General features: G+C 42.9%; 20 protein-coding genes. 7 read left to right on the plus strand and 13 right to left on the minus strand.

What is annotated here, in order from left to right; genetic code table 11:
• The first annotated feature begins 112 nt into the window (after positions 1-112).
• From HWV58_RS13870 to HWV58_RS13880, 3 genes are read left to right on the plus strand one after another with little or no spacing between them, the layout of a single operon-like run.
• Positions 113-6,016, plus strand: a complete 5,904-nt coding sequence (locus tag HWV58_RS13870; RefSeq protein WP_235972732.1) for a PKD domain-containing protein — start codon at positions 113-115, stop codon at positions 6,014-6,016.
• 3 nt (positions 6,017-6,019) lie between these two features.
• Entirely contained in the window at positions 6,020-7,039 is a 1,020-nt protein-coding gene (locus tag HWV58_RS13875; protein WP_175634678.1) for a PorP/SprF family type IX secretion system membrane protein, read from the plus strand.
• Positions 7,040-7,062: 23 nt separating this feature from the next.
• Positions 7,063-7,722 (plus strand): MgtC/SapB family protein, encoded by a 660-nt coding sequence (locus tag HWV58_RS13880; protein ID WP_175634679.1) that lies wholly within the window; start codon positions 7,063-7,065, stop codon positions 7,720-7,722.
• Here HWV58_RS13880 and HWV58_RS13885 read toward each other — a convergent pair.
• Positions 7,703-8,194, minus strand: coding sequence for an RDD family protein (locus tag HWV58_RS13885; protein ID WP_175634680.1), 492 nt, complete (start codon positions 8,192-8,194; stop codon positions 7,703-7,705). The two genes, HWV58_RS13880 and HWV58_RS13885, sit on opposite strands and share 20 nt — an antisense overlap.
• Before the next feature lie 113 nt (positions 8,195-8,307).
• Here HWV58_RS13885 and HWV58_RS13890 point away from each other — a divergent pair, with 113 nt between their 5' ends.
• Positions 8,308-9,735 carry an L-serine ammonia-lyase gene (locus tag HWV58_RS13890; RefSeq protein WP_175634681.1) on the plus strand — a complete coding sequence of 476 codons (1,428 nt, stop codon included), beginning with the start codon at positions 8,308-8,310 and terminating at the stop codon, positions 9,733-9,735.
• A 113-nt stretch (positions 9,736-9,848) separates the two neighbouring features.
• On the plus strand, positions 9,849-11,042 hold the full coding sequence (locus tag HWV58_RS13895) for a C1 family peptidase (protein ID WP_175634682.1): 1,194 nt from the start codon (positions 9,849-9,851) through the stop codon (positions 11,040-11,042).
• A 297-nt stretch (positions 11,043-11,339) separates the two neighbouring features.
• Here HWV58_RS13895 and HWV58_RS13900 read toward each other — a convergent pair whose 3' ends face one another.
• From HWV58_RS13900 to HWV58_RS13955, 12 genes are all read right to left on the minus strand, one after another.
• Complete coding sequence (locus HWV58_RS13900; protein ID WP_175634683.1) at positions 11,340-12,251, minus strand: AEC family transporter; 912 nt, start codon at positions 12,249-12,251, stop codon at positions 11,340-11,342.
• An 80-nt stretch (positions 12,252-12,331) separates the two neighbouring features.
• Positions 12,332-12,805 carry a Dps family protein gene (locus HWV58_RS13905; protein WP_175634684.1) on the minus strand — a complete coding sequence of 158 codons (474 nt, stop codon included), beginning with the start codon at positions 12,803-12,805 and terminating at the stop codon, positions 12,332-12,334.
• 308 nt (positions 12,806-13,113) lie between these two features.
• Positions 13,114-14,343 (minus strand): DEAD/DEAH box helicase, encoded by a 1,230-nt coding sequence (locus HWV58_RS13910; protein ID WP_175634685.1) that lies wholly within the window; start codon positions 14,341-14,343, stop codon positions 13,114-13,116.
• Positions 14,344-14,692: 349 nt separating this feature from the next.
• Positions 14,693-15,139, minus strand: coding sequence for an Hsp20/alpha crystallin family protein (locus tag HWV58_RS13915; RefSeq protein ID WP_175634686.1), 447 nt, complete (start codon positions 15,137-15,139; stop codon positions 14,693-14,695).
• A 56-nt stretch (positions 15,140-15,195) separates the two neighbouring features.
• A complete protein-coding gene (locus tag HWV58_RS13920; protein ID WP_175634687.1) occupies positions 15,196-15,576 on the minus strand; it encodes a glycosyltransferase in 381 nt (126 codons plus the stop codon).
• Between the two features lie 6 nt (positions 15,577-15,582).
• Positions 15,583-15,822 carry a hypothetical protein gene (locus HWV58_RS13925; protein ID WP_175634688.1) on the minus strand — a complete coding sequence of 80 codons (240 nt, stop codon included), beginning with the start codon at positions 15,820-15,822 and terminating at the stop codon, positions 15,583-15,585.
• A 7-nt stretch (positions 15,823-15,829) separates the two neighbouring features.
• The gene (locus HWV58_RS13930) at positions 15,830-16,096 is read right to left on the minus strand and encodes a hypothetical protein (protein ID WP_175634689.1); all 267 of its coding nucleotides are present in this window, start codon (positions 16,094-16,096) and stop codon (positions 15,830-15,832) included.
• Between the two features lie 541 nt (positions 16,097-16,637).
• Positions 16,638-16,982 (minus strand): hypothetical protein, encoded by a 345-nt coding sequence (locus HWV58_RS13935; protein ID WP_217707005.1) that lies wholly within the window; start codon positions 16,980-16,982, stop codon positions 16,638-16,640.
• Positions 16,983-16,993: 11 nt separating this feature from the next.
• The gene (locus tag HWV58_RS13940; protein WP_175634690.1) at positions 16,994-17,545 is read right to left on the minus strand and encodes an RNA polymerase sigma factor; all 552 of its coding nucleotides are present in this window, start codon (positions 17,543-17,545) and stop codon (positions 16,994-16,996) included.
• 312 nt (positions 17,546-17,857) lie between these two features.
• Entirely contained in the window at positions 17,858-18,772 is a 915-nt protein-coding gene (locus HWV58_RS13945) for a ketopantoate reductase family protein (RefSeq protein WP_175634691.1), read from the minus strand.
• Between the two features lie 16 nt (positions 18,773-18,788).
• Positions 18,789-19,721: a TolB-like translocation protein gene (locus tag HWV58_RS13950; RefSeq protein WP_175634692.1), complete on the minus strand. Its 933-nt coding sequence runs from the start codon at positions 19,719-19,721 to the stop codon at positions 18,789-18,791.
• A gap of 86 nt (positions 19,722-19,807) precedes the next feature.
• On the minus strand, positions 19,808-20,569 hold the full coding sequence (locus HWV58_RS13955) for a DUF4197 domain-containing protein (protein ID WP_175634693.1): 762 nt from the start codon (positions 20,567-20,569) through the stop codon (positions 19,808-19,810).
• A 236-nt stretch (positions 20,570-20,805) separates the two neighbouring features.
• Between HWV58_RS13955 and HWV58_RS13960 the strand changes: the two genes are divergently transcribed.
• Positions 20,806-21,384: an RNA polymerase sigma factor gene (locus HWV58_RS13960; protein ID WP_175634694.1), complete on the plus strand. Its 579-nt coding sequence runs from the start codon at positions 20,806-20,808 to the stop codon at positions 21,382-21,384.
• Positions 21,377-22,675 (plus strand): carboxypeptidase-like regulatory domain-containing protein, encoded by a 1,299-nt coding sequence (locus HWV58_RS13965; RefSeq protein WP_175634695.1) that lies wholly within the window; start codon positions 21,377-21,379, stop codon positions 22,673-22,675. Before HWV58_RS13960 ends, HWV58_RS13965 begins: the two co-directional genes overlap by 8 nt.
• The last annotated feature ends 176 nt before the right edge of the window (positions 22,676-22,851 follow it).

Here is a 22,851-nt window from a genome sequence, read left to right on the forward strand (position 1 = left end):
AGTTACACAGCTATAACTTCCAGAACGCAATAAAATCATTCCCTAGTGTTAGAGATTTATGAAGATTCGTTGTAAAAGGAAATGGCATTTTTTTGTCCTATTTTTTGGGGCATTGTTTTCTACGTCAGTATGTTTTTCGCAGGTTAATATCGGTGTAGTAGATGCAGGCTCCTTTACTCCGGGCAGTACAATCGGTGTTCCGTTTAACATTACTTCTGGTTGTGCCACACAGGGGAACCAGTTTCAGCTTTATCTTTCTGATCAGAACGGAAGTTTTGCCGCCGAAACCCTGATTGGTACCTATAATGGTTTTTACAGTACTTACATCAATGGGGTGTTGCCAGCAGGGCTTACGCCGGGAACAGGCTATATGGTGCGGGTAAAATCAACCAGCCCAGCCTCTGCAAGTTCGCCATCAACTGCATTTGAAGTTAAAGCAGGCCCTGCTGTGGAGGCGAAGCTAACCTCAAACTATTTAAACGCAACCAATACCGAAACTTTTGGCACCTGCATTAGTAAACCTGATAATTCTTTTTTTATTAGAAACGAATCTACTGCAAGTAGCACAGTTACTGCAGCGATAACTGACGAGGTAAATGGTGGAAGCGCTACAGTAATCAATTTTCCAACGCCAATACAGAATTTTGTTGCCCAACAGGCACATTATACGATTATTGCCAAAGCGGTAATGCCAAATGGCACCATTGGCACCAAGGCCTATTTATTAATCAACAACAAAACCATAACAGCCTTCGGAACTTCAGGAAATAATGTGGTTTGTTTACCAATGGGCTATCTTGAATTTAATGTAGATATAACTTCGTCAGCCGGGATACAAAATAATTTCCCGGGCGATATTTATACCATTAACTGGGGAGACCAAACCACAACAACATATACTTTATGCGACATCAAAAGTCTTAGCGGAAAAGTACAGCATGCTTATACCAAATCTTCGTGCGGAAGTGTTTCTACCTCAAGTGCAGGAACGATTTTTAACGCATTCGATGTTTCGATCAATGTATCAAATGATTTCTGTGGAACAGTGGGTACTCCAGTTTCTTCATCAGCCAAGGTAGTAGTAAAACCCATCAACTCATTTACTTTTAATACACCAGGCTGTACCAATACTAATATTACTTTTGTTAATACTTCTGTTTTAGGCGAAAATCCAAATACCAGTACAATAGGCTGTACGCCTAATAATGTTACCTACAACTGGTATGTTGATGGCGTAATTCAGGAAGTTAATCAACCAAAATCTTTCAATTTTGTATACAAGTTCCTCACTCATGGCGAACATACTATCCGTTTAGAATCGAGCAGTTCAGGAGCCTGTAATGCCGATCCGGTTGAAATGAAAATCTGTATTCAGGATCCACCCAAACCAGATTTTACCCTACCCGCAACAACCATTTGCGCTCCAGGCATATTAAAATCTACTGATAATTCGGTTATAGATAACATTTGCAATGCCGCCAATACCTATTCGTGGTCGGTAACACCAGCCGTAACTTACGCCAACGGCACCGACGCAACGAGTAAAGAGCCTGAATTTAATTTCACCAATCCAGGTATCTACACCATCATCCTAAGCATTTCAACTCCATCGTGTGGCGTGGTTACCACCCCGGCGCAAACCGTAGTGGTAAATGCTACACCAGTGGCCATTCTTTCGCCCGATATTACCGTTTGTAACTTATCTACCTACGATTTTAACAATACCACAACCGGCCCAACCAAAACCACACTTTCGGGTACCGCAAAAGATCTGGCCGATACCTATACCTGGACGGTTAGTGCAGCCGGCAGAGGCACTTACAGCTTTGCAGGCGGTACAACTGCCAATTCTAAATATCCATCCATTAAATTCGATAGCTACGATACTTACACCGTAACGGTTACACACAAAAACAACTGCGGAACGGTAACCGACACGCAAATCCTGACATTCAGCACAGCACCAGTCGTTAATGCAGGTCCCGATCAAAGCATTTGTTTTAACGCCCCCAGCTTCACACTGGCAGGTGTAGTAACAGGCACCACTTCAAGTCAGGCCTGGGTTGGTGGCACAGGTACATTCAGCACAAACAGAAACGATTTAAACGCAGTTTATACACCATCCGCAGCTGAAAAAGCTGCCGGAACAGTAACTTTAAAATTGCGGGCAACAACCACTTTGCCTGCTCCCTGTAACCAGATAGACGATGATATTATTTTAACCATCAAACAAAACATCAGCGTTACTAGTGCAGCAACCAAAACCATTTGTACCGGAAAAAGCGTGGCTTATACGCCAACCTCGGCTGTAACCGGTGTTACCTACACCTGGACAGCCACCGGAACCGCAAATGCAACAGGCTATAGCGCCAGTGGAACCGGCGATATTAACGATATCATAGCCAATACAGATGCCAGCAACGATGCGGTAGTAACTTACGTGATTGTACCGCACAAAGATGGCTGCGATGGCACAGCTTTCAATCTTACCGTAACCGTAACACCCAACCCACTTGCTACTGCAACGCCGCAAAACACCAGCATTTGTAATGCAACTGCTGCCGGCATAACCCTTTCGGCAAACCTGGCAGGGGTAAATTATACTTATACCAGTACTATAACCGGTGCCATAACCGGCAATACCAACAAGCCTGTTGCCACAGCAGGGAATCAGATTAACGATATTTTAACCAATTCTGGCACTAGCCCCGGAACAGTAACGTACACGGTTACACCGGTATCTGCCAATGGCTGTCCCGGTACTACCGCCACAGTAACCATAACCGTATTACCCAGCGTAACACCGGCCAACGCAGGTTTGGATGAGGCCATCTGTAACCAAACTACTTATACCCTAAAAGGAAACATTCCGGTTGTGGGAACGGGTAAATGGACAATCACATCTGCCCCTACCGCCATAACCTTTGCCGATGACACCCAAAACAACACCCAGATTTCGGGCCTGTCGGCAGGCAATACCTATGTATTGCGGTGGACCATCAGCGACGCTGGCTGTTCAAGTTCTTTTGATGAAGTACAAATAACCGTTAACCGGCTGAGTGTAGGCGGTACTACTGCAGGCGATGCAAGTGTTTGCTCGGGTGCAAATGGAGGAAACATTACGCTAAGCGGACAGGTAGGCAACATTATCCGCTGGGAACGCTCGGTTGATAACGGAACAAACTGGTCGACCGTTACCGCTACAACCAACCCTTATGTATTTAGCAACCTTACCGTTACCACCCAATACCGCGCGGTAGTACAAAGCGGAAGCTGTGCCGAAGCCCTTTCTACCATAACCACCATTACCGTAAACCCGGGTACAGTTGCGGCCAATGCAGGCTCCGATCAAAGCTTATGCAGTGGCAACAGCATTACCTTAAGTGGGAATAACCCGGCACCCAACACAGGTACCTGGACACTAACCTCAGGCCAAACCGGGGTGGTATTTACCGACGCATCCTTATTTAATACTGCTGTTACCGGTGTTGTACCTGGCCAAACTTATACTTTCAGGTGGACCATTACCGGTTTTGGCGGCTGCCCTCCTTCTACCGATGATGTAACCATTACCTATTATCCGCCAGTTAGCAATACCATTAATGCATCGGCCGCACCTGTTTGCGCAGGCCAGAACATTACCGTAACCGGCGATACACCTACCGGAGGTACAGGTACCTATGCCTACCAGTGGCAAAGCAGCCCCGATGGCAGTACCTGGGCCAATATCCCTTCGGCCATTAATAAAGATTTAACCACCACGGCTACCACTTCTACCTATTTCAGGCGGCTGGTAAACAGCACCATCTGTACTTCGTTTAGCAACACGATACAGGTTAATGTGTTACCGGGCTTAACCAACAATACCATCAGCGCCGACCAAAACATTTGCGTGGGCTCGCCGGCAGCGCCGCTTACGGGTTCTACGCCTGCGGGTGGCAGTGGTACCTATACTTACCAATGGCAATCGAGTATAAACGGAACAGCCTGGAGCGATGTACTGGGCGCTACAAGCATCAGCTTTAACCCGCCAACACCAGCTGCAACCATCTACTACCGACGTGCAGTGGCCAGCGGAGCCTGCTCGGGTAATTTGAGTAACGAGATTAAGATAACGGTAAACCCACATGCAAAAGCCGAAATAACTTACACAACCAACACTGGCTGTGCTCCTTTTAGGCTCGATGCAACCAATGTTGCGGCTACATTATATCCCGACCGCAATGCAACCTACACCTGGTTTGCCAACAACATACAAATTGGAACCGGCCCTACCTTCCCTGGTTATACCATTACCAATGGCAATGAAAGTGTAACCATCAAGCTTGTGGTAACCAGCAGCCTCGGTTGTAATGCTGACGAAAAAAGTGAAGTATTTACCACCTTACCCATCGTTACACCGTCCTTTACACAAAGCGTAACCGAGGGTTGTGGTCCGCTCAGTGATGTTACCTTTACCAATACCACTACTCCGCTTAACGGCGCAACATACTCATGGAACTTCGGCAACGGGCAATCTTCTACCCTTGCCCAGCCTGCAGCAATAACCTTTCAGGCCGATCCAACGGGGAAAGACAAAACCTATAACATTACGCTAACAACAACCTCACCCTGTGGTCCGCCGGTGATAACAACCGCAACAGTTATTGTACATGCCAAACCTGTTGCCCTGTTTTCTCCTGATAAAACAACAGGTTGTGCTGATTTACTAGTAAACTTTACCAATACCGGACCAGAGAGCACCGGAACCACCTACACCTACAATTTTGGTGATGGTAGTGCCCCTGAAACTTACACCGACAGGCAAACTGTAAGTCACACTTTTACAACATTGGTGGTAAAAGATTTTACCGTAACCATGACTGCCAAAAATGGTTGTGGTGAAGTAAATGCCACTCCGGTTATCATCAGGGTTTCGCCAAACAACATCATTCCAGAGCTGGTGGTAAACGGAAACGAGAAGAGCGGTTGTGCACCCTTTACCGTAAACTTCATCAATAATACGAGTGGCGCAAGCAGCTTCATCTACACCTTTACCAATGAAGATACCGGTGAAATCAGCACGGCTTTTTCTACTACTACCGGCGTTTTTCCACACCTTTTCACCAAACCGGGTAGGTATACGATTAAGCTTGATGCAAAAAACGACTGCTCTACAAATTCGACAAGCGAAACCGTAACCATATTGCCACAACCAACTGTTGGCTTTATGGCCGATAAAACCATTGGCTGTACCAATCTTGTGGTAAAGTTTAAAAACACCAGTGTTGGCGCAGTTGGTTATGTATGGGATTTTGGTGATGGTTCTCCAACTTCTACAGACTTTGAGCCACAACATACCTACATCGGTTCTGGCGTAAATTATACTGTTAGCCTAACTACTACCAACAGCCTGGGCTGCACCAATACTTTAGCCCTGCCCGATTTCATCCAAATTGCAGCTCCACCGGTGGCTACTTTCACGGTGAATCCGGGTAACGAACTTTCCATTCCGAATTACAGCTTTGGCTTTAAAGATACCAGCACCGATGCCGTAAGCTGGGAATGGTCTTTTGACGATGGTGCTAAATCGACCCTGCAAAACCCCAACCATACTTATGCTAACGAAGGTACTTACACCGTAACCTTAAAAGTATTGAACAAGGAAGGTTGTACTGCCAGCACGTTCCAATCGGTTAGGATTATCGGCGTGCCGGGTTATTTAAATATTCCGAACTCCTTTATGCCGGCAAGTGCGAAAAACGAAATCAAGGTTTTTAAGGCAAAAGGCCGTGGCATAAAAGAATGGACCATGTCTATCTTCAATAAATGGGGGCAGTTGTTATGGGAAACGACCAAACTAGACGATGGTGCGCCTTTAGAGGGTTGGGATGGCACCTACAAAGGCCAGGATCAGCCACAGGGCGTTTACTACTGGAAAGTAGATATCAGGTTTATTAATGGCAGCGATTGGAAAGGGATGACCTACGATTCATCTCCTCCGAAAAAGACGGGCGTAATATATTTAATCAGATAGAGGATGGGGAGAAGGATAATCATATTTTTGCTTGCGTTGGCGCTACCGCTAATTTCACTGGCGCAAGACCATATTTACTCACAGTTTTACAATGCGCCCATTTATTTAAATCCGGCACTCACCGGACAGTTTGAAGGTGATATCCGATTTAATGCGCTATACCGCAACCAGTGGACCGGCCTGGCCAGCGATTTTTCGTACATGACTGCTTCGGGCGATATTAACCTGCGCAGACTGAACAGTGGTATTGGCCTGGTTTTTAACCGCAGCAGCGAAGGCACGGCCTATCTGGTTAAAAACAATATTGCTGTAAGTTATGCCTACATCATCGGCGGCGACGATTTTACGCTTTCGTTTGGCTTGCAGGCAGGCGTTACCAACCAGAAATTAAACTGGGATAAACTGGTTTTTGGCGATCAGATCGATATTAATACAGGCTATATCCCCGGCAGTATTTCAGGTGCCGAGCGCCCCAGCGTAGATAGCCGTTTTTATTTAGATGCCAATGCCGGTGCAAATCTGGTAGTCGGTAAATTTATGATGGGGCTTGCTACCCATCACCTTAACCGCCCCGACGAATCTCTTTCTGGCTTTCAAAGCAAATTACCACTTCGCGTTTCAGGTAATCTGAGCTATAAATTAACCCTCATCCCCGATCAGTACGACCGCGACGGGAGTTATCTCATCCCCTCAATTGTTGCCTATAAACAAACCAACGTTACTTCTTTCAGTGCGGGTATGCAATACAAATACGCAGGCATTAACGCCGGTATCTGGTACCGTAATGATGGCAATAGAAACGGAAACGATGCCATTGTTTTTTCGGTCATCTTCGATATTTTTAACAGGAGAACCAACGGCGAAAAATTCAGGTTGGGCATTAGCCACGATGCAACCACATCCAAAATTAACTACACCAATACCGGCGGTACATCCGAAATTGGGGTAGGTTACGAAAAATACTTTCCAAATAGTTCGAACGGAGGCCGTGCAAATGGCTTAAGATGTTACGATTTTTATTAATTTGCCTTTGTTAATTTAAGGCCATGAACGAAATTCTGGAAAATAACCATTTCATTACGCAGAGCGAGGTAAATAAATTTTTACTCGCCACCCTGCTATGTGGTATCATAGGTGCCGAACGCGAGTATAGGAGTAAATCGGCAGGTTTAAAAACCATGATGATGATTGGTTTAGGTGCTACCCTGTTCACCATACTATCCATCAACATTGGCGCAACCAGCCAGGACCGCATTGCATCGAACATTGTAACCGGAATTGGTTTTTTAGGCGCAGGCGTGATTTTTAAAGAAGAAAACCGCGTTAAAGGTTTAACTACGGCCTGTATCATCTGGATTGTGGCTGCCATTGGCATGGCCGTTGGATCCGGTTATTACGAACAGGCGATCGGTGTTACCATCGTGGTACTGCTGGCCCTGATTATTTTTCCTTTTTTAGAAGAAATTGGCGACCGCCGCTTTACCAAACGGGTGTACCGCATTGTTAAAAAACAGCATGTTCATGGCGATTTAGAAAGCTATGAAGAAGTTTTCAGGGAAAGTAAACTGAAGCCTCAGCGCGGCAAACACCAGCTGGTAAATAACATTATTACCGGAAACTGGACGGCTACCGGCACGCCACAAAACCACCAGAAGTTTGTGGAGCGGATGCTAAAAGATGATGATATTATAGAGTTTGATTTTTAACAGATTCAAACAAATCTGAGCGTTGTTTTTGCAATGCCAGTTTTTTCTCTTCTATCACAATTGTATCCGACCACCTATCGTGCCAGGGTTCGCAAGGACTTCCCAATGCACTAAGTTCATTAAAAGGAACTGCGCGTATGATGTTACGCAGAAAGGCTTTCGGAAAATCGATTTCTGTCCCGTCTGAATTTACTGCTTTTGTTCCTGTAATTAATTTACCGATTGATTTTCCACGTGAAACAGCTTCAATAAAACACATAAACAAGCTGTAAAAAACCATTGCGATTAAGCGGAACAAGAAACCGTTAATACCATACAAAAAACCTGGATAGATTATTTCTATTACTACTCCACCAACAAATACCGCAACATAGAACACGAGTACATCAATAACATGGTTAGCAAACCTTTTCTGCGTAGAGGCACGGCAGTAATCTAAATTTAAATCTCTATTAAACGGGTCAAATTGCATATTGAGGCATTATTTTAGTGCACAACAAAGTAAAACTTTTTCAGGTAACAGCAAAAAATTAATTTAGCTAAAAATCACAAAACAATCATAGCTTTGCATAACTAACTTTCGTGATGATTAAGGAACAGATTTCAGTTTTCGATATTTTTAAAATAGGCATCGGCCCGTCCAGCTCGCATACTTTAGGTCCATGGAGGGCAGCACAGCAGTTTACCGCTTCGCTGGCACAAAACCACCCGATTGATACCGTAGAAGGTATAAAAATATTGTTGTATGGCTCGCTTGCTAAAACAGGTAAGGGACACGGAACTGATGTTGCCATTTTATTAGGCTTAACAGGTGCCGATCCGGTAACTTTTGATGTAGATGCAGTAACACCTACTTTCGAAGCCATCCAAAAAGACAAAAAACTGAACCTGGCCAATCAACTTGTTATCGATTTCGATTACACCGACGATTTGCTTTTCCTGTTCTCCGAAAGCCTGCCCTTCCACCCTAACGCCGTTACTTTTCAGGCTTTTTTAAGCAATCGAAAAGCTTTTTCAGAAACCTACTATTCTATTGGTGGCGGTTTCGTGGTAAAAGAGGGTGAAGACAACAGCAAAAAACCACAGGTAGATTTGCCTTTTCCGGTCGAGAAAGCCAAAGATCTTTTACACTGGTGCCTGTCGACCGGCTTAAAAGTAAGCGAAATTGTATTGGAAAATGAGCTGGCCTGGCGACCTGAGGCAGAAACGAAAAAAGGCATTTTACAACATTTCGCTGTTATGCGCGATTGCATTTACCGTGGCTGCCACACTACCGGTTTTTTACCCGGAGGTTTAGAAGTTGCCCGTCGTGCTTTCCCGCTCAACAAAAGACTGATCGGCCAAAACGAATATACCAATTACGATACCTGGGTGGAGGCGATTAGAAACGGCGGAAATGGTTTCAATTATATTTTAGACTGGGTAAGTTGCTTTGCTCTGGCCGTTAATGAAGAAAATGCTTCATTTGGCCGCGTGGTTACCGCACCAACTAATGGCGCTGCTGGGGTAATACCAGCAGTACTCCAATATTTCATTACCTTCTGCAATGGCTATACCGAAGACAAAATCATTCAGTTTATTTCCTGCGCTTCAGAAATAGGCAGTATTTTCAAAAAAGGTGCTACCATATCAGCCGCTATGGGTGGTTGCCAGGCCGAAATTGGCGTTTCATCAGCCATGGCTGCAGCTGCGCTCACCGAATGCCTTGGAGGCTCACAAAGACAGGTATTAATGGCTGCCGAAATCGCCATGGAACATCACCTGGGCTTAACCTGCGATCCTATTGGCGGTTTGGTTCAAATCCCCTGCATTGAAAGAAATACCATGGGAGCCATAAAAGCCATTACAGCAAGTCAGCTGGCCTTACAAAGTAATCCGGATAAGGCAAAAGTGAGCTTAGATGCTGTGGTAAATACCATGTGGGAAACAGCCCTGGATATGAATGCGAAGTACAAAGAAACTTCCGATGGAGGCCTTGCAACAAATATTCCGATCAGCTTACCCGAATGCTAACTCAACATTGTTGCATTTAAATGACTGTTTTTATCGGTTTATCACAAACTTTCTGATGCTAAATCAGCAAGTATTTTTACATTCGCTCAATTTTATTAATTATTCATAAAAAAATGATCAACTACACCAAAATCAGTGTGATTGGTCTGGCTTTGTCGTTATCTACTTTAGTAACCTATGGTCAGGACAATCTCGTTAATTCTTTAAAAAACAACCAAAGCGAAAACAGTAAAGCCTCTTTTAAATTTACTGATGTGATTAATCTGGCCAACACGCCGGTTCAAAACCAGGGTTCATCAGGAACTTGCTGGAGCTACTCTACCAACTCTTTCCTGGAGTCGGAAATGATCAAAGCAGGTAAACAACCTGTTCAGTTATCGCAGATTTTCACGGCCCGTAATGCTTATGTAGAAAAAGGAATCAACTATGTGCGTATGCATGGTGCGGTTTCATTAGGCGACGGTGGTGCATTGCACGATGTAATCAACATGTACAGAAAATATGGTGCAGTGCCACAGGAAGTGTACACAGGCTTAAACTATGGTACAAAAACCAATAAAACTGCTGAGCTTGGCGACATTGAAAAAGGTGTTTTAGAAGCTGTGGTTAAAAATTCGAATGGCGAATTAACACCGAACTGGTTAAAAGCTTATACAGGTGTAATCGATGCCTATTTAGGTGCTGTTCCGGAGAACTTTACTTACAATGGCAAAAAATATACTCCTAAAACTTTCGCAAACGAAGTAGTAGGTATCAATCCTGATAATTATGTTGAGCTATCTTCTTTCAACGATCATCCTTTCTACAGCAAATTCACTTTATTGGTTCCCGATAACTGGTCGTTTGATCAGGTTTACAACGTTAAAGTAAACGAGATTACCGACATTATCGACAACGCTTTGAAAAACGGTTATACTGTGGCCTGGGCAACTGATGTAAGCGAGAAATCTTTCAGTTATAAAAACGGTGTTGCTTTCGTTCCTCAAACACCATTTAACGATATGACGGTAAAAGAGAAAGCCGATATGTTTAATGGTCCGCAGGCAGAAATGGAAATTACACAGGAAAACCGTCAGGCTGCTTTTGATAACTACCAGACTACCGACGACCACGGCATGCACATTGTTGGCGTATCGAAAGATCAGAATGGAAAAGAGTACTATATCGTTAAAAACTCATGGGGTGTTACCAACGATTACAAAGGTTATTTATACGTAACCAAAAACTACGTAAAATATAAAACTACAGCCTTTTTATTGAACAAAGCAGGTATTCCATCTGCTATTGCAAAGAAATTAGGCTTGTAAACAAGTTTAAATGATGGGGAGCCGCAGAAGAAATTTTGCGGCTTTTTTATTGGATTTAACCGCAAAGAACGGAGAGTTTTTCGCGAAGGGCGCTAAGTGTAGAGCGTTCGGCGAATGCCCCCGACTTACCATGGTAATCGTCATTTCAAGCGCAGCCGAGCAATCCACTTTCTCTATTAAATTTTACCACAGAGGTCACAGAGCTATGCACAGAGCGCCACAGAGCAATAATTTAAACTACAGAAAGATTAAAATATTCCGTGAAAATCCGTGCCTCCTTGGCTAAATTATTTACAGTTAAACCAAACCCGAATAAGTCAACACCAACCACCATAAACCCGTGGTAACGAAACACAGCACAATCCCGACACCTACCACCAAATTAGACAGTTTAGGGTTCAGGTTATACTGATCGGCTACTACCCCGGCCGTTACCAGGGTGGGCATGGCCATTTCAAAAATGGTTATCTGCGCAATTGTACCGCTTAAACCCAGTAGCACAGCTATGACCAAAACAGCTAGAGGGGCCAGTATTAGTTTATACATTAAAGCAGCGCTGATGTGCTTCAGTTCGCCAAACCAGCCACCAAACTTAAGTTGCAAACCAATCGAAAACAAGGCCAACGGCCCCACCGTTCCCGCTAGTTTTTCGAAAAGCGGTTCGAACGGAATAATATTGATAAAATGCGGAACCGTTAATGCCAAAATGCAGCCAATAAGCGGCGGAAAAGTAAGTACCTTTCTAAGCACCAGCTGCGCACTCAGTTTTTGGTTCTGCGACGAACGGATGGCCACAACAATACCGATGGTTGATAAGAGCATAAAGGTGGCCTGATCGCAGATAATGGCGATAGCCTGATCTTTTTCAGTAAAATAGGCTGCAATTAAAGGGAAGCCCAAAAACGAAGTATTGCTTAAAGAACTGGTTAATTTTAAGCCGCCAGTTGTTGCCCTGCTTAATTTTTGGCTCCTGCTGTATACCGTTACAAATAACCAGCCGAACAGCCAGACACAAACTGGTGCCAGCACCGGAAAAAGCAGGTCTTTTGTCCAAACAATGTGCGGCAAATATTTAAATGAAGCCGCAGGCAAGGCAATGTAAATAATCCAGGCATTAATGCCTTTGTGCGCATCTTTGGGTAGGGTTTTGCTTTTCCTGAAAAGGATGCCTGCCAGTATACACAGACCGATAATAATAAAATTTGCCATGGGGTGCTGTAAATATAGCCATAAAACAAAAACGCCAATAAGATTTTATCCTATTGGCGTTTAAAAAATGATATGATAAACTACTTTAAATGCGCTCTTAAAAACCAGGCCATTTCTTCGTGGGTTTCCATAAGTCCGGTAATGAAATCGCTGGTTCCGGCATCACCATAATCATTGGCAATCGGGTTAATGTTACCTCTGATAAATTCGATTACCGTTTCATGGTCGGCCAATAAATCTTTAATGTAACCCAAACTATCGTTGTGGCGCTCGCTGTATTCAGTTAAGTGTGTTAGTGCCAAAAAGTTTTTCAGGGTTGCAGGTGCATAGTGACCAATTTTACGGATACGCTCAGCAACGCTGTCGATAAATTCATCCAGTTGGTTATATTGCTCTTCGAAAAATTTATGCTTAGCCAGGAAGTCGATACCTTCTACATTCCAGTGTGCATTACGGGTTTTGGTATACAGAACATATTCGTCGGCCAATAATTTAGCCAATTGTTCTGAAACTGCTTGTCTATGTTCTGGGGTTATTCCAATTTTTGCGTCCATTTTGATTCTGTTTTTATAAAGCTAATTTACTCTTTATCGTTGTGAAAACCGAAAATGAATATCACCATATTGTTAAATAAACAACAAAAATCAGCTGGCTTTTTTCAAGGACAGCAAGACCATTAAAAATGGGCTTTGGTGTAAACAGGTTACAAAAAAGCCACAGATTTCCAGATTAAAAAATCTGTGAATCTGTGGCTGTTAAAGCGCCGTTTTGAATGAGAGAATAGGTGTCGTGCCAAAAAACATTCCATCGTTCAAAATTCAAATCATTTCTTTAGTATAATATCCTTAAAAGGCAATTACTGTTAGCTTGTTGGTTTAGGTTTTGGTTTCTTTTTATGCCAAACCCGTTTCTTACCATTGCCTTTATGCTGAGGGCGTTTTTCTTCCACGTGAGTAATTTCCATAGTGGCAATATGCTCGGGCAAAGGTATACGGGGCACCTGCTTTTCAATCAGTTTCTCGATGTTGTCGAATTTGCGTTTATCCCTCCCGTTAACCAGGGTAATGGCGGTTCCTTTTGTAGCAGCCCTCGCTGTACGGCCAATCCGGTGTACATAGTCTGCCGGGTCGCCCGGAACATCGTAATTGATAACCAGATCTATTCCTTCTACATCGATACCACGTGATAATACGTCGGTACCAATCAGTATCGGCAATCTTCTGTTTTTAAAGGCCAGCAAGATGTCTTCACGTTCTTTCTGCCCTAAATCTGAGTGAAAGGCCTCAGCTTTAATCCCCAGTCCTTTAAAAGCTTTATACAGGGCTTTTACTTTCTCTTTGGTTGAAGCAAAAATAATACTGCTTTTATATTTTTCGTCCTTAAAAATCTCGGTTAATAAGGCTTGTTTTTGCTGATCGTGGATATTATAGGCTTGCTGATCGATCCCCTCGGCAGGTTTAGCAATCGAGATGGTAATCTGTTTAGGCTCGTGCAAAATTTTGCCGGCCATATTCCTGATTTTCGGTGCCATGGTAGCCGAAAACAAAAGCGTTTGTCTTTTTTTAGGCAGGTAACTGATAATCCGGATGATATCATCGTAAAAACCCATATCCAGCATCCTGTCGGCTTCATCCAGAATTAAATGCTGCAAGTGCTCCAGCTTCAATACACCTGACGATAAGTGCGCCATTAAGCGGCCTGGCGTAGCAATAATAATATCCACACCTTCGCGCATCGAACGTTTTTGCTGTTCGTAGGCAATACCATCGCCCCCGCCGTAAACGGCTAATGAACTGATATTGGTAAAATAAGCCAATGCTTCTACCTGCAAATCGATTTGCTGGGCAAGCTCTCGGGTTGGTGCCAAAATCAAAGTATTGTTATGCCTGTCGGCAGCCCGGCTAATTTTATCCATTACCGGTAAAAGGTAGCTGGCCGTTTTTCCTGTACCCGTTTGGGCGCATGCAATCAGATCGTGATTATCTAAAATTACCGGAATGGCTTGTTCTTGTATCGGAGTAGCGCTTTTATACCCCATGGCCATTAAGCCTTCGTATAAATCGGGGTTAAAATTAAAGTCGTTAAAATTCAATCTGTTTGTTTTTGTCTTTTAGCAAAAGTACCTCAAATTAAGGCGAATAGCAAACGCATTTCAATATCAATACAGGATTGGCCATTTTAACCTGCATACTTCAGCCCTGAAATCCTTTTCCGGCTTCCAAATCTTTGAAAACCTGCTGCCCACAGTAACAGGAGATCAAAACCACTTTGAAAGCTTCCTGCTATGCGCAGCACCAAATCAAACATACTTTGAAAGCTTCCCACCCACGGCAGGAAGCTTTCAAAGTAACACTCCTATAAGTTGTACAGCCACAAAAGCCTTTAAACAAAAAATGCCCCGATCGTAACCGGAGCATTAGTGAAATTATAATAGACAAAACTTAGTCCACCAGGATATCTTTCTCTGGTGTGTTGGTTTCGGGGTTTTTAGGTAAGGTTACCTTTAAGATTCCATCTGCATAAGCTGCAGCAATCTGCTCGTTAAGTACTTTTCCGTTTAAAGCAAAAGCCCTTTCAAAAGCTCCATTGCTGTACTCCCTGCGACTAAATTTTTCAGTTGGCCCTTCTTCGGCCGGTTGGTATGAAATGGTTAAAATATCATCTTTGGTTACCACTTTCAGGTTTTCTTTAACCAATGCGGGCGCAAAGAGATGAATAATGAAACTATTTTCTGTTTCCTCGATATTTACGGGCACGCGCCTGAAACCGCGGTTAAACATTTCGTATCCCTGTTTAAAACGACCACCAAAGTGATGGCCAAATCTGCCGCCCCTGTGGCCGCAACCGTGATGCATTTTGCCTGTATGGCAGCTATGTTCGTTGTACATGTTTTTAAAATTTAATGGTTTGTAATTATTAATTCGCAAGCCCTGTTGCCTGCATTTTAACTGGTAACACCAAACTGTGTTTTAGGTATTCCCAATAGTTGGGTAATGATATTGGCATAAGGGTAGGCAGGAGAAAATACGGCATAATCGAACTTTAGCCCCCTGATCTGTCCTACAATATCATCGATAAATTTCATCGGTTCGAGCAATGCACTAATCAGACCCGATTTAGATTCGTCGCTTTTCTTTTGCTGAAAAATATCCAGGTCTGCATTGTAAGGTTTAAAATCAGCACCTATGCCTTCAACAGGCTCCTGAAACTCATCTGAGCTGAAGAATGTAACTTCCTGCCCTTTGCTGATCAGTTCGTTGGCAAGGCCTAAAATCGGACTTGCAGAACTGTCGTATGGATTGGATAAAAAAAGTACGCGCGACATATCAGTTTATTTTACGGGGATGATGTGTTGAGGGGCTTCTGGTTTAAAATCAAAAGCACCTGCTGTATTGTTACTGTGGTGGTTAAAAGCATGGCTTTTCTGTTCAGGCTTGCAATCGTGCTCGTGATAATGCCTGTTTCTAAAGTCCAGCCGGTCGCGGTATCCGTTCTGAACGGCCAATACGTTTAAGCTGTAAAAAGTTGCTCCGGCTGCTGCTAAGGCTAAAAAGATTCTAAATGCTCTCATGGCTAAATTAATTGATGTTTATACTGTTTGCTACTCCATTACCCTGAACGTTTGGGCGGTACCACTGACCATCAATTGGGGTAATCTGTTCAAAGTGATTGGGATAGTACCCATTAAAGCGCTGAGCAAAGTGCCTGCGGCGGTTGTAGGCAAAAATCCTGAACACCATTCCGATGAGCATGGCAATTAAAATAAATTTGAATATGAATGGAACGAAGAATACGGCTGCACCCAGTACAATTCCGAATCCTATGGCTTTTAATATTTTTTTCATGGTTAATTTCCTTGTTTGATTAGGTAGACGGCAGAGAAAAGATTTTACTTTAATTTTTTTGAAAATATTTTTTGAGGGGGGCCTAACCAGAGAATATGGATGGTTTAGTTGTTAGCAGCTGATTTTTAGTTACTCAACCATGGGGTATCTAAAGTCCTTCGACAGGCTCAGGATGACAGACCTTATAGAAGAATCGTCATTGCGAGGAGGAACGACGAAGCAATCTTACAACAATCGCTACTTAGCAGGCAGGCTTCGTACCTTGCAATGACGATCTTGGAGAGGCTGACTTTTACATACTCAGCTATGGAGCACCGAAAGACCTTCGACAGGCTCAGGGTGACAGCCCCCATAGAAGAATTGTCATTTCGAGGAGGAACGACAGCCTGTCCCGCTTAATCGGGAAAGCAATCTTACAACGATCGCTAGTTGAAACTGAGTAATGCTTTTTCCCACCTATAGTAGTAAGATTGCTTCGTACCTCGCAATGACGATCTACTATAAACAAAAAAAGCCAGCTAAGCTGGCTTCCAATTCTTCTTTATCGCTGATCATGGCGGCCCCAGCCACCACAACGTCTTTTATATTCTTCTTTAAACTTTGCTCTTTCTTCCTCGTTCATGCTGTGCCATTTTGCGCGCATGTTGTATGCTTTTTCGCGGAAACCACTGCCGCCGCCACCTTTATTAAAATTACCGAACAATATCCGGCATAGCACGAGCAGCCCAATGGCCTGCCAGAAATTAAGTCGCCCGGCATGGGCTACTTCAGGTAAAATCCAGTTCCACAAGTACATTACCACGAAACCCAAAGCGGTGGCAATTAATGCTACCACGGGTAAAAAGAAAATGAATTTCTTGCCTTTACTAAACTTTCTATTTCTCATCTCCTGCAAATTTAATAATTGATAAATTCCTGATATAAATTTTGTAAACGGTTGCGTAAATGCTTTACCGCATAACCTTTTCTTGATATTAAAGTTTTGATGTTTTCGCCGGTTTCATCGGCAAGCTCCTGAAAGGTACGTTCCTCGAGCTCATTCTGAACAAATACGTATCGCTGGTTTTCGGGCAACTCATCGAGCGCTAAAAAAAGCTGATCCCAAAAGAGTTTTTTTAAACTTTCTTCTTCGGGCGAATAGGATTCGGCCAGTAATATATCCCTAAAACTGATTTCGCCATCTTCCCCTTCAAAAGTAAAATCTTCCAGCCGTTCTTCTTTCTGTTTACGGTACTTATCGGTTATTTTATTCCGGGCTACACGATACAACCAGCCACTAATCTGTTCGATGGCACCTGCCTCGGGCTGGTTACTTAACTGAAACCAAACATCCTGCAAAATATCTTCTGCATCCTCGTCGGTATTCACCCGCCCACGGATGAAACTAAAGAGGCGTTTACCGTAACTGGCAACTGTAGAAATGATATTTTGAGGTTCGTTTTTTGGCACTATTTATCTTTTGTAAACCAGTAAACGGATGAAACCCAATATTACTTTAAATTTTCTTCATTTTTTTTCAGAAAAACATAATGCTTTGAAAATGAAGCATTACGTTGGTCAGGCGGCACTAGTTGATCAGAAAATGTTTTCCTGACCTCGTGAGCCGAGGATTTTTAATTCTCAAACAAAAATCATCTCACCACCAGGCCCGCATAAAAATGCGTGTAAGCTGGTGTTTCCAAACCATATTTGGCCGTTTTGTTGGTCAGGAAATGTTTTCCTGACCTTATGAGCTGAGGATTTTTAATCCTCAAATAAAAATCATCTCACCACCAGGCCCGCATAAAAATGCGTGTAAGCTGGTGTTTCCAAACCATATTTGGCCGCTTCGTGCACAATGTAACCCGTTAAGGATTCGACTTCAGTCTCAGGTTTCTGTGCCAGATAATCCCTGTGCATGGAAGAAGTGACCTCATATTTCATCGATTTCATGGTATTAAAGGTCTTCTCTTCAATATCGTCTCCGAGGGCAATTCCTTTGGCCAAAGCCAGGCTTTTTATTTCAGCAATCAGCAGCTTAACTTCACGACTATGGTGCAAGAGTACCTCGCCAATCGTTTTATTGTAAAAAGAGGTAGCCGTGGCGGTTGGCGATATAAAAATAAATTTCTCCCAAACCGCAGTGGAGATTTTATCAGTACAGTTTACCTCAATTCCGGCATCCCGGCATATTTCGTTAAGCAATAATACCGCTGGGGTTAAAAGCGCGTCTAATCCGAAAGATATTTTCTGTATCGCACCAGAGTTTTCAATTACACCTGCACTTTTCAGTCGCGAAATGATAAAAGCACAACCTTTTAACACCGTATTTTCGGGGAAACGCCGGTTAATGATATCATAGGCATCCACACCGTTTAACAAAGGTAACAGCACAGTATGCGGGGCAATGCAAGGTTTTAAACTGTCGAGCGTTTGGTTTAAACCATAGCTTTTGGTACAAATGATAATGTAATCGGCTATGCCTGCTTCATCAAAACGATCGGTTGCCAGATTGGGGCTTGCAATAAAAGTTTCATCGCCCCTTACCACCTTTAAGCCACTGGCATTAATCGCATTTAAGTGTTCGCCCCGGGCGATAAAAACGATTTCAACAGCTTCATTTCCGGCGTATTTTTTAGCCAGCAAGCCGCCGAAATAGCCGCCAACGCCGCCAATCCCAACGATTACTATTTTCACCTTTTTAGCCATATTGTTATTTTAAAGCCCCGGTTGGATTATTACCCTTATCTACCACAATTTTACTGTTTCTGCTTAAATCGCTAACATAAATTTTCGATTGGGTAAAGGGTTTTTCCATACCACTATAAAAGATCCTGTCGTCGGCAGTTACAAAAACGTAAGGTACATTTACACCCTTGGGTGAAAGCCTTTCGATTTTCTTACTGGCCAAATCCAAAATATAAACTGCTTCTGCAGGGCCGGTTAATCCATCCAGCACATCATTATTGCCGGCATTGAAAATCAACTTTTGGCCATCTTTGGTATAAAAGAAACGATTACTGCTGGCAATCGTTAAATCTTTCCCAATTAAACCCGCAATCAATTTGGTATCAATCACCTTGCCCGAAAGATCAAAAGTGTACAAATTGGTTAAATCCTGACCAATAATTTCCTTTTCATTTTTCCAGGTTGGGGCATAAACATTAATTTTAGATGCACTGTCGAGCATCACATAGCCCGAATTATCGGCTTTAATGATGCCTATTTTCCATAGATTTTGTTTGTTAAAAATGTTAAAAGCAATGGTATTGCCATCAGCCGACCATACCGCCTGGTAATAATTGTTGTTGTTTACCACCAGCTGCCCCTGACTTTTATTCTCCATATCGGCAATCCAAATGGAGCGGTGCCCGGCAGAATCGCTTAAAGTGTAAGCCAGTTTATTCCCATCAGGCGAAATGGCCGGATCGGTAGCACCACCAAACGAAATCTGCTTCATGGTATCGATACTGGTAGCCACAATCTTTTCGCCATCCTGATAGGCCAGGGCATAGTTTTTACTACTTAACGAAACGGTATCTAAAACCGCCTTCGAACCACCATCTGCAGATTGTTGATTGCTACAACCTGTGAGTACCGTGCCGGCTATCAAAACGCAGGCCAGCTGAATGTTAAATTTCGTCATATACAATTTTACAAATTGTTTTTAAACAAAAAGATTCAGGCCCCTTGCAGCACCTGAATCTCCCCTTTTTATGATTTTAATCAGACTTAACTTTTTTTCTTATCGGCGTAGCCAAACACTTTTTGCAATAAGGTAGAGCTTCTTGAACCCAGATTATCCCTTATTTTCAGTTCTTCTTTCGCTACTTCGATAAACAATCCATCAATTGCCTTTTGCGTAACGTATTCGGTTAAGTTGGTGTTAACCGGTTTTACCAATGGCAGCCTGTTGTACTGCGTGGTTAAATCGCTGTAGTATTTGGTGGCATTTACCTTACTTAAGCTGGTGGTTACAATCGGGCTAAATTTTTGCATTAGCTGAGCTGTAGTTACCCGCTTAAAGTATTCGGTAGCGGCATCTTTATTGCCCAAAAGAATATTGGTAGCATCGGTAAGCGTCATTTGTTTAATGGCCGAAATAAAAATCGGTTTGGCTTCTGTAGCGGCATCTTCGGCGGCGCGGTTTAAGCTAACAATTACGTTATCACACAGCTTGTTCAGCCCAATGCCACGTAATGTTTTTTCTACTTTTTGCGCTTCGGGCGGCATTAAAATTTTAACGGCCAGGTTACCTAAAAAACCATCTTTAACCGAAAGCCTGTCGGCACCAGCCGAAATACCTATTTGCAATGCTTCCTTAATACCCTGTCCTATTTCGAATGTTGAGGGTGTTCCGGTGGCACTGGTGGTGGTACCTTGTTTTTCGGTTACTTTTTTAAAAATATCGCTCAGTTTAATCTGGGCAGTAGCGTTAAAGGCTGCAAAGAGCAGTAAAGCCAGTGCGGTAGAAAAAGTGTTAATTTTTTTCATTTTGTGTGTGTTTAATCCTGTTAAGCAAAACAACGGCCAATTTTTTATCGGTGATCAAAGATAAGTGTTTCGGCAAAGCAGAAATGTTAAATTTTCCATTCCCTTCCGGCCTGATCAAATAAAATAGCTTTCGTGAGGTATAATTTAAACAGATTAGCCTAAAAAATTAGTTTATGTCTTATCACTCAGAAATATTTTTTATACTTGAAAGATAATTCGATATAGCTACCTGTTTTTTGAGATTTATAAAAAATACAGCTGGAAATAACCAGCAAGATGATGCTAAACTAATTGCCGAGTATAAAAACACGGGCAATTTAGATGCATTGGGTACGCTTTACAACAAATATATGCACCTGGTTTTCGGGGTTTGCCTCAACTATTTTAAGGATGAAGAGCAAAGCAAGGATGCTGTGATGCAGATTTTCGAAGAACTGGTCATCAAACTGAAAGTGCACGAGGTACAGAATTTTAAAAGCTGGCTCCATGTGCTTACGCGCAACCATTGCTTAATGGCATTGCGCAAATCGGCCAGGCAAAATAATGTTTCTATCGACGATACTTTTGTGGAAAACAGCGAGTTTGTGCATCTGGATATAGACAACACAAAAGAAACGCAGCTTACCATTATGGAAAAGTGTATGGAAACTTTGCCCGAAGAACAGCGAAAAAGCGTAGATTTATTTTATTTACAGGAAAAATGCTATAAAGAAGTGGCCGATATTACGGGCTACGACATGCTTAAGGTAAAAAGTTATATCCAAAACGGTAAGCGGAATTTAAAGATTTGTATAGAGAAAAATAGCGGTGAATAACGATTGGTTAGATATTGATGTGCTGGAAGATTACCTGGATGGTAAGCTTGATGCCAAAGCTATGCACTTTGTAGAAAGGCAGGCTTTGGAGGATCCTTTCGTTGCAGAAGCTTTAGAAGGCTTAAAACAATCGCCCAAACGCAAACAAACACTTTCTATTTTACAAAAACAACTGTACGACCGGGTTTCGGAAAGACCGGTAAAACGCAAGCTTTGGGGCATTACCACGCAAAGGCTCAGCATTGCTGCCACAGCCACAGTAGCTTTTATTGCGGTGAGCATTTTGTTCTTTATGCGCGAAACAAACCGCAGAAATGCCGAAACGGCTGCCCGTAAATCGAATGGTGTAATTGTAAACCTCGATACGACTACTGCTGTAGCCACTGTTAGCCCTAAGCCAGATACTTTGGCCAAAGTTTCCAAAGCAACCATAATTGATAAAGCCATTGCCGATGCCAAAACCAGCGATCTGGCAATCAATAAGAAAACAATACCAGCCGATTATAACGTGCAAAGAGAGATTGCTGAAAGCAAAGCTATTGAAGAACGTGCAAGCCTAAGTAAAGCTAAAGTGAATAATTTCGCCGCACGCAGAGCTGATTCTGTTAAGGCTAAATTTGATGAACCACTTGTAATAGCAGCAGCTCCACAATCATATGGATCTGATAAAATTGTTTTTAGTGGCAACGTAGTGGATCAGCGCGACGGAAAACCGGTTAGTGGTGCCGTAGTTAAACTTGCAGGATCAAAAAACTTGACGGCAACCGATACCAAGGGATATTTTGCTTTGCCAGCTGATAGCAGTGCCAAAGACAAAGATTTATTAATTAATGCCATTGGTTTTAAAGAAATTCCGGTGGTGGGTATGCAAGATCCAAATGCAATCAGGACAGCCATGAGCGGAGGCAAAACCCTCAACGAAATTGCGCTGATTACCGGATCTAACGGCCGTAAGAAAGAAAATATACCTGCACCTAAAATTACGCTTCGTGCAGAACAGAATCTTAACGGAAAATCGGCAGAGGAAATTACCAAACCGATTCCGGTTGCTACGATTAACTATCAGCAATACCTCGAAAACAACAATAAACTGTATAACCCGAAAGGCCCTGAACAGTTTGTGATTTTAAGCTTCAAAGTAAAAACCAACGGAAGGCCTTCAAACATTACAGTTATTAAATCGCTCAATAAAAAAGCCGATGCGGAAGCGAAACGACTGATTCAGGATGGTCCGGATTGGGTGCTGCCTAAAAAAGGTACCGATGTAGTTGAACTGAGCGTTAAGTTTTAGTGCAGATTTAACCGCAAAGGGCACGAAGTGAAGGCGCAAAGCACGCAAAGTAAATTATATTATATCCGAACGCTTCAGCAAAAGCTCCTCTTAGGGTAAACGCCTATCATTAAAGGTATCACTGCTGAGCATCCTGTCCTTTATCACCGCGGCTATCATAAGCGCAACACCATTCC

Origin of the sequence: Pedobacter ghigonis, from assembly GCF_903166585.1 — a bacterium.
Classification (GTDB): Bacteria; Bacteroidota; Bacteroidia; order Sphingobacteriales; family Sphingobacteriaceae; genus Pedobacter; species Pedobacter ghigonis.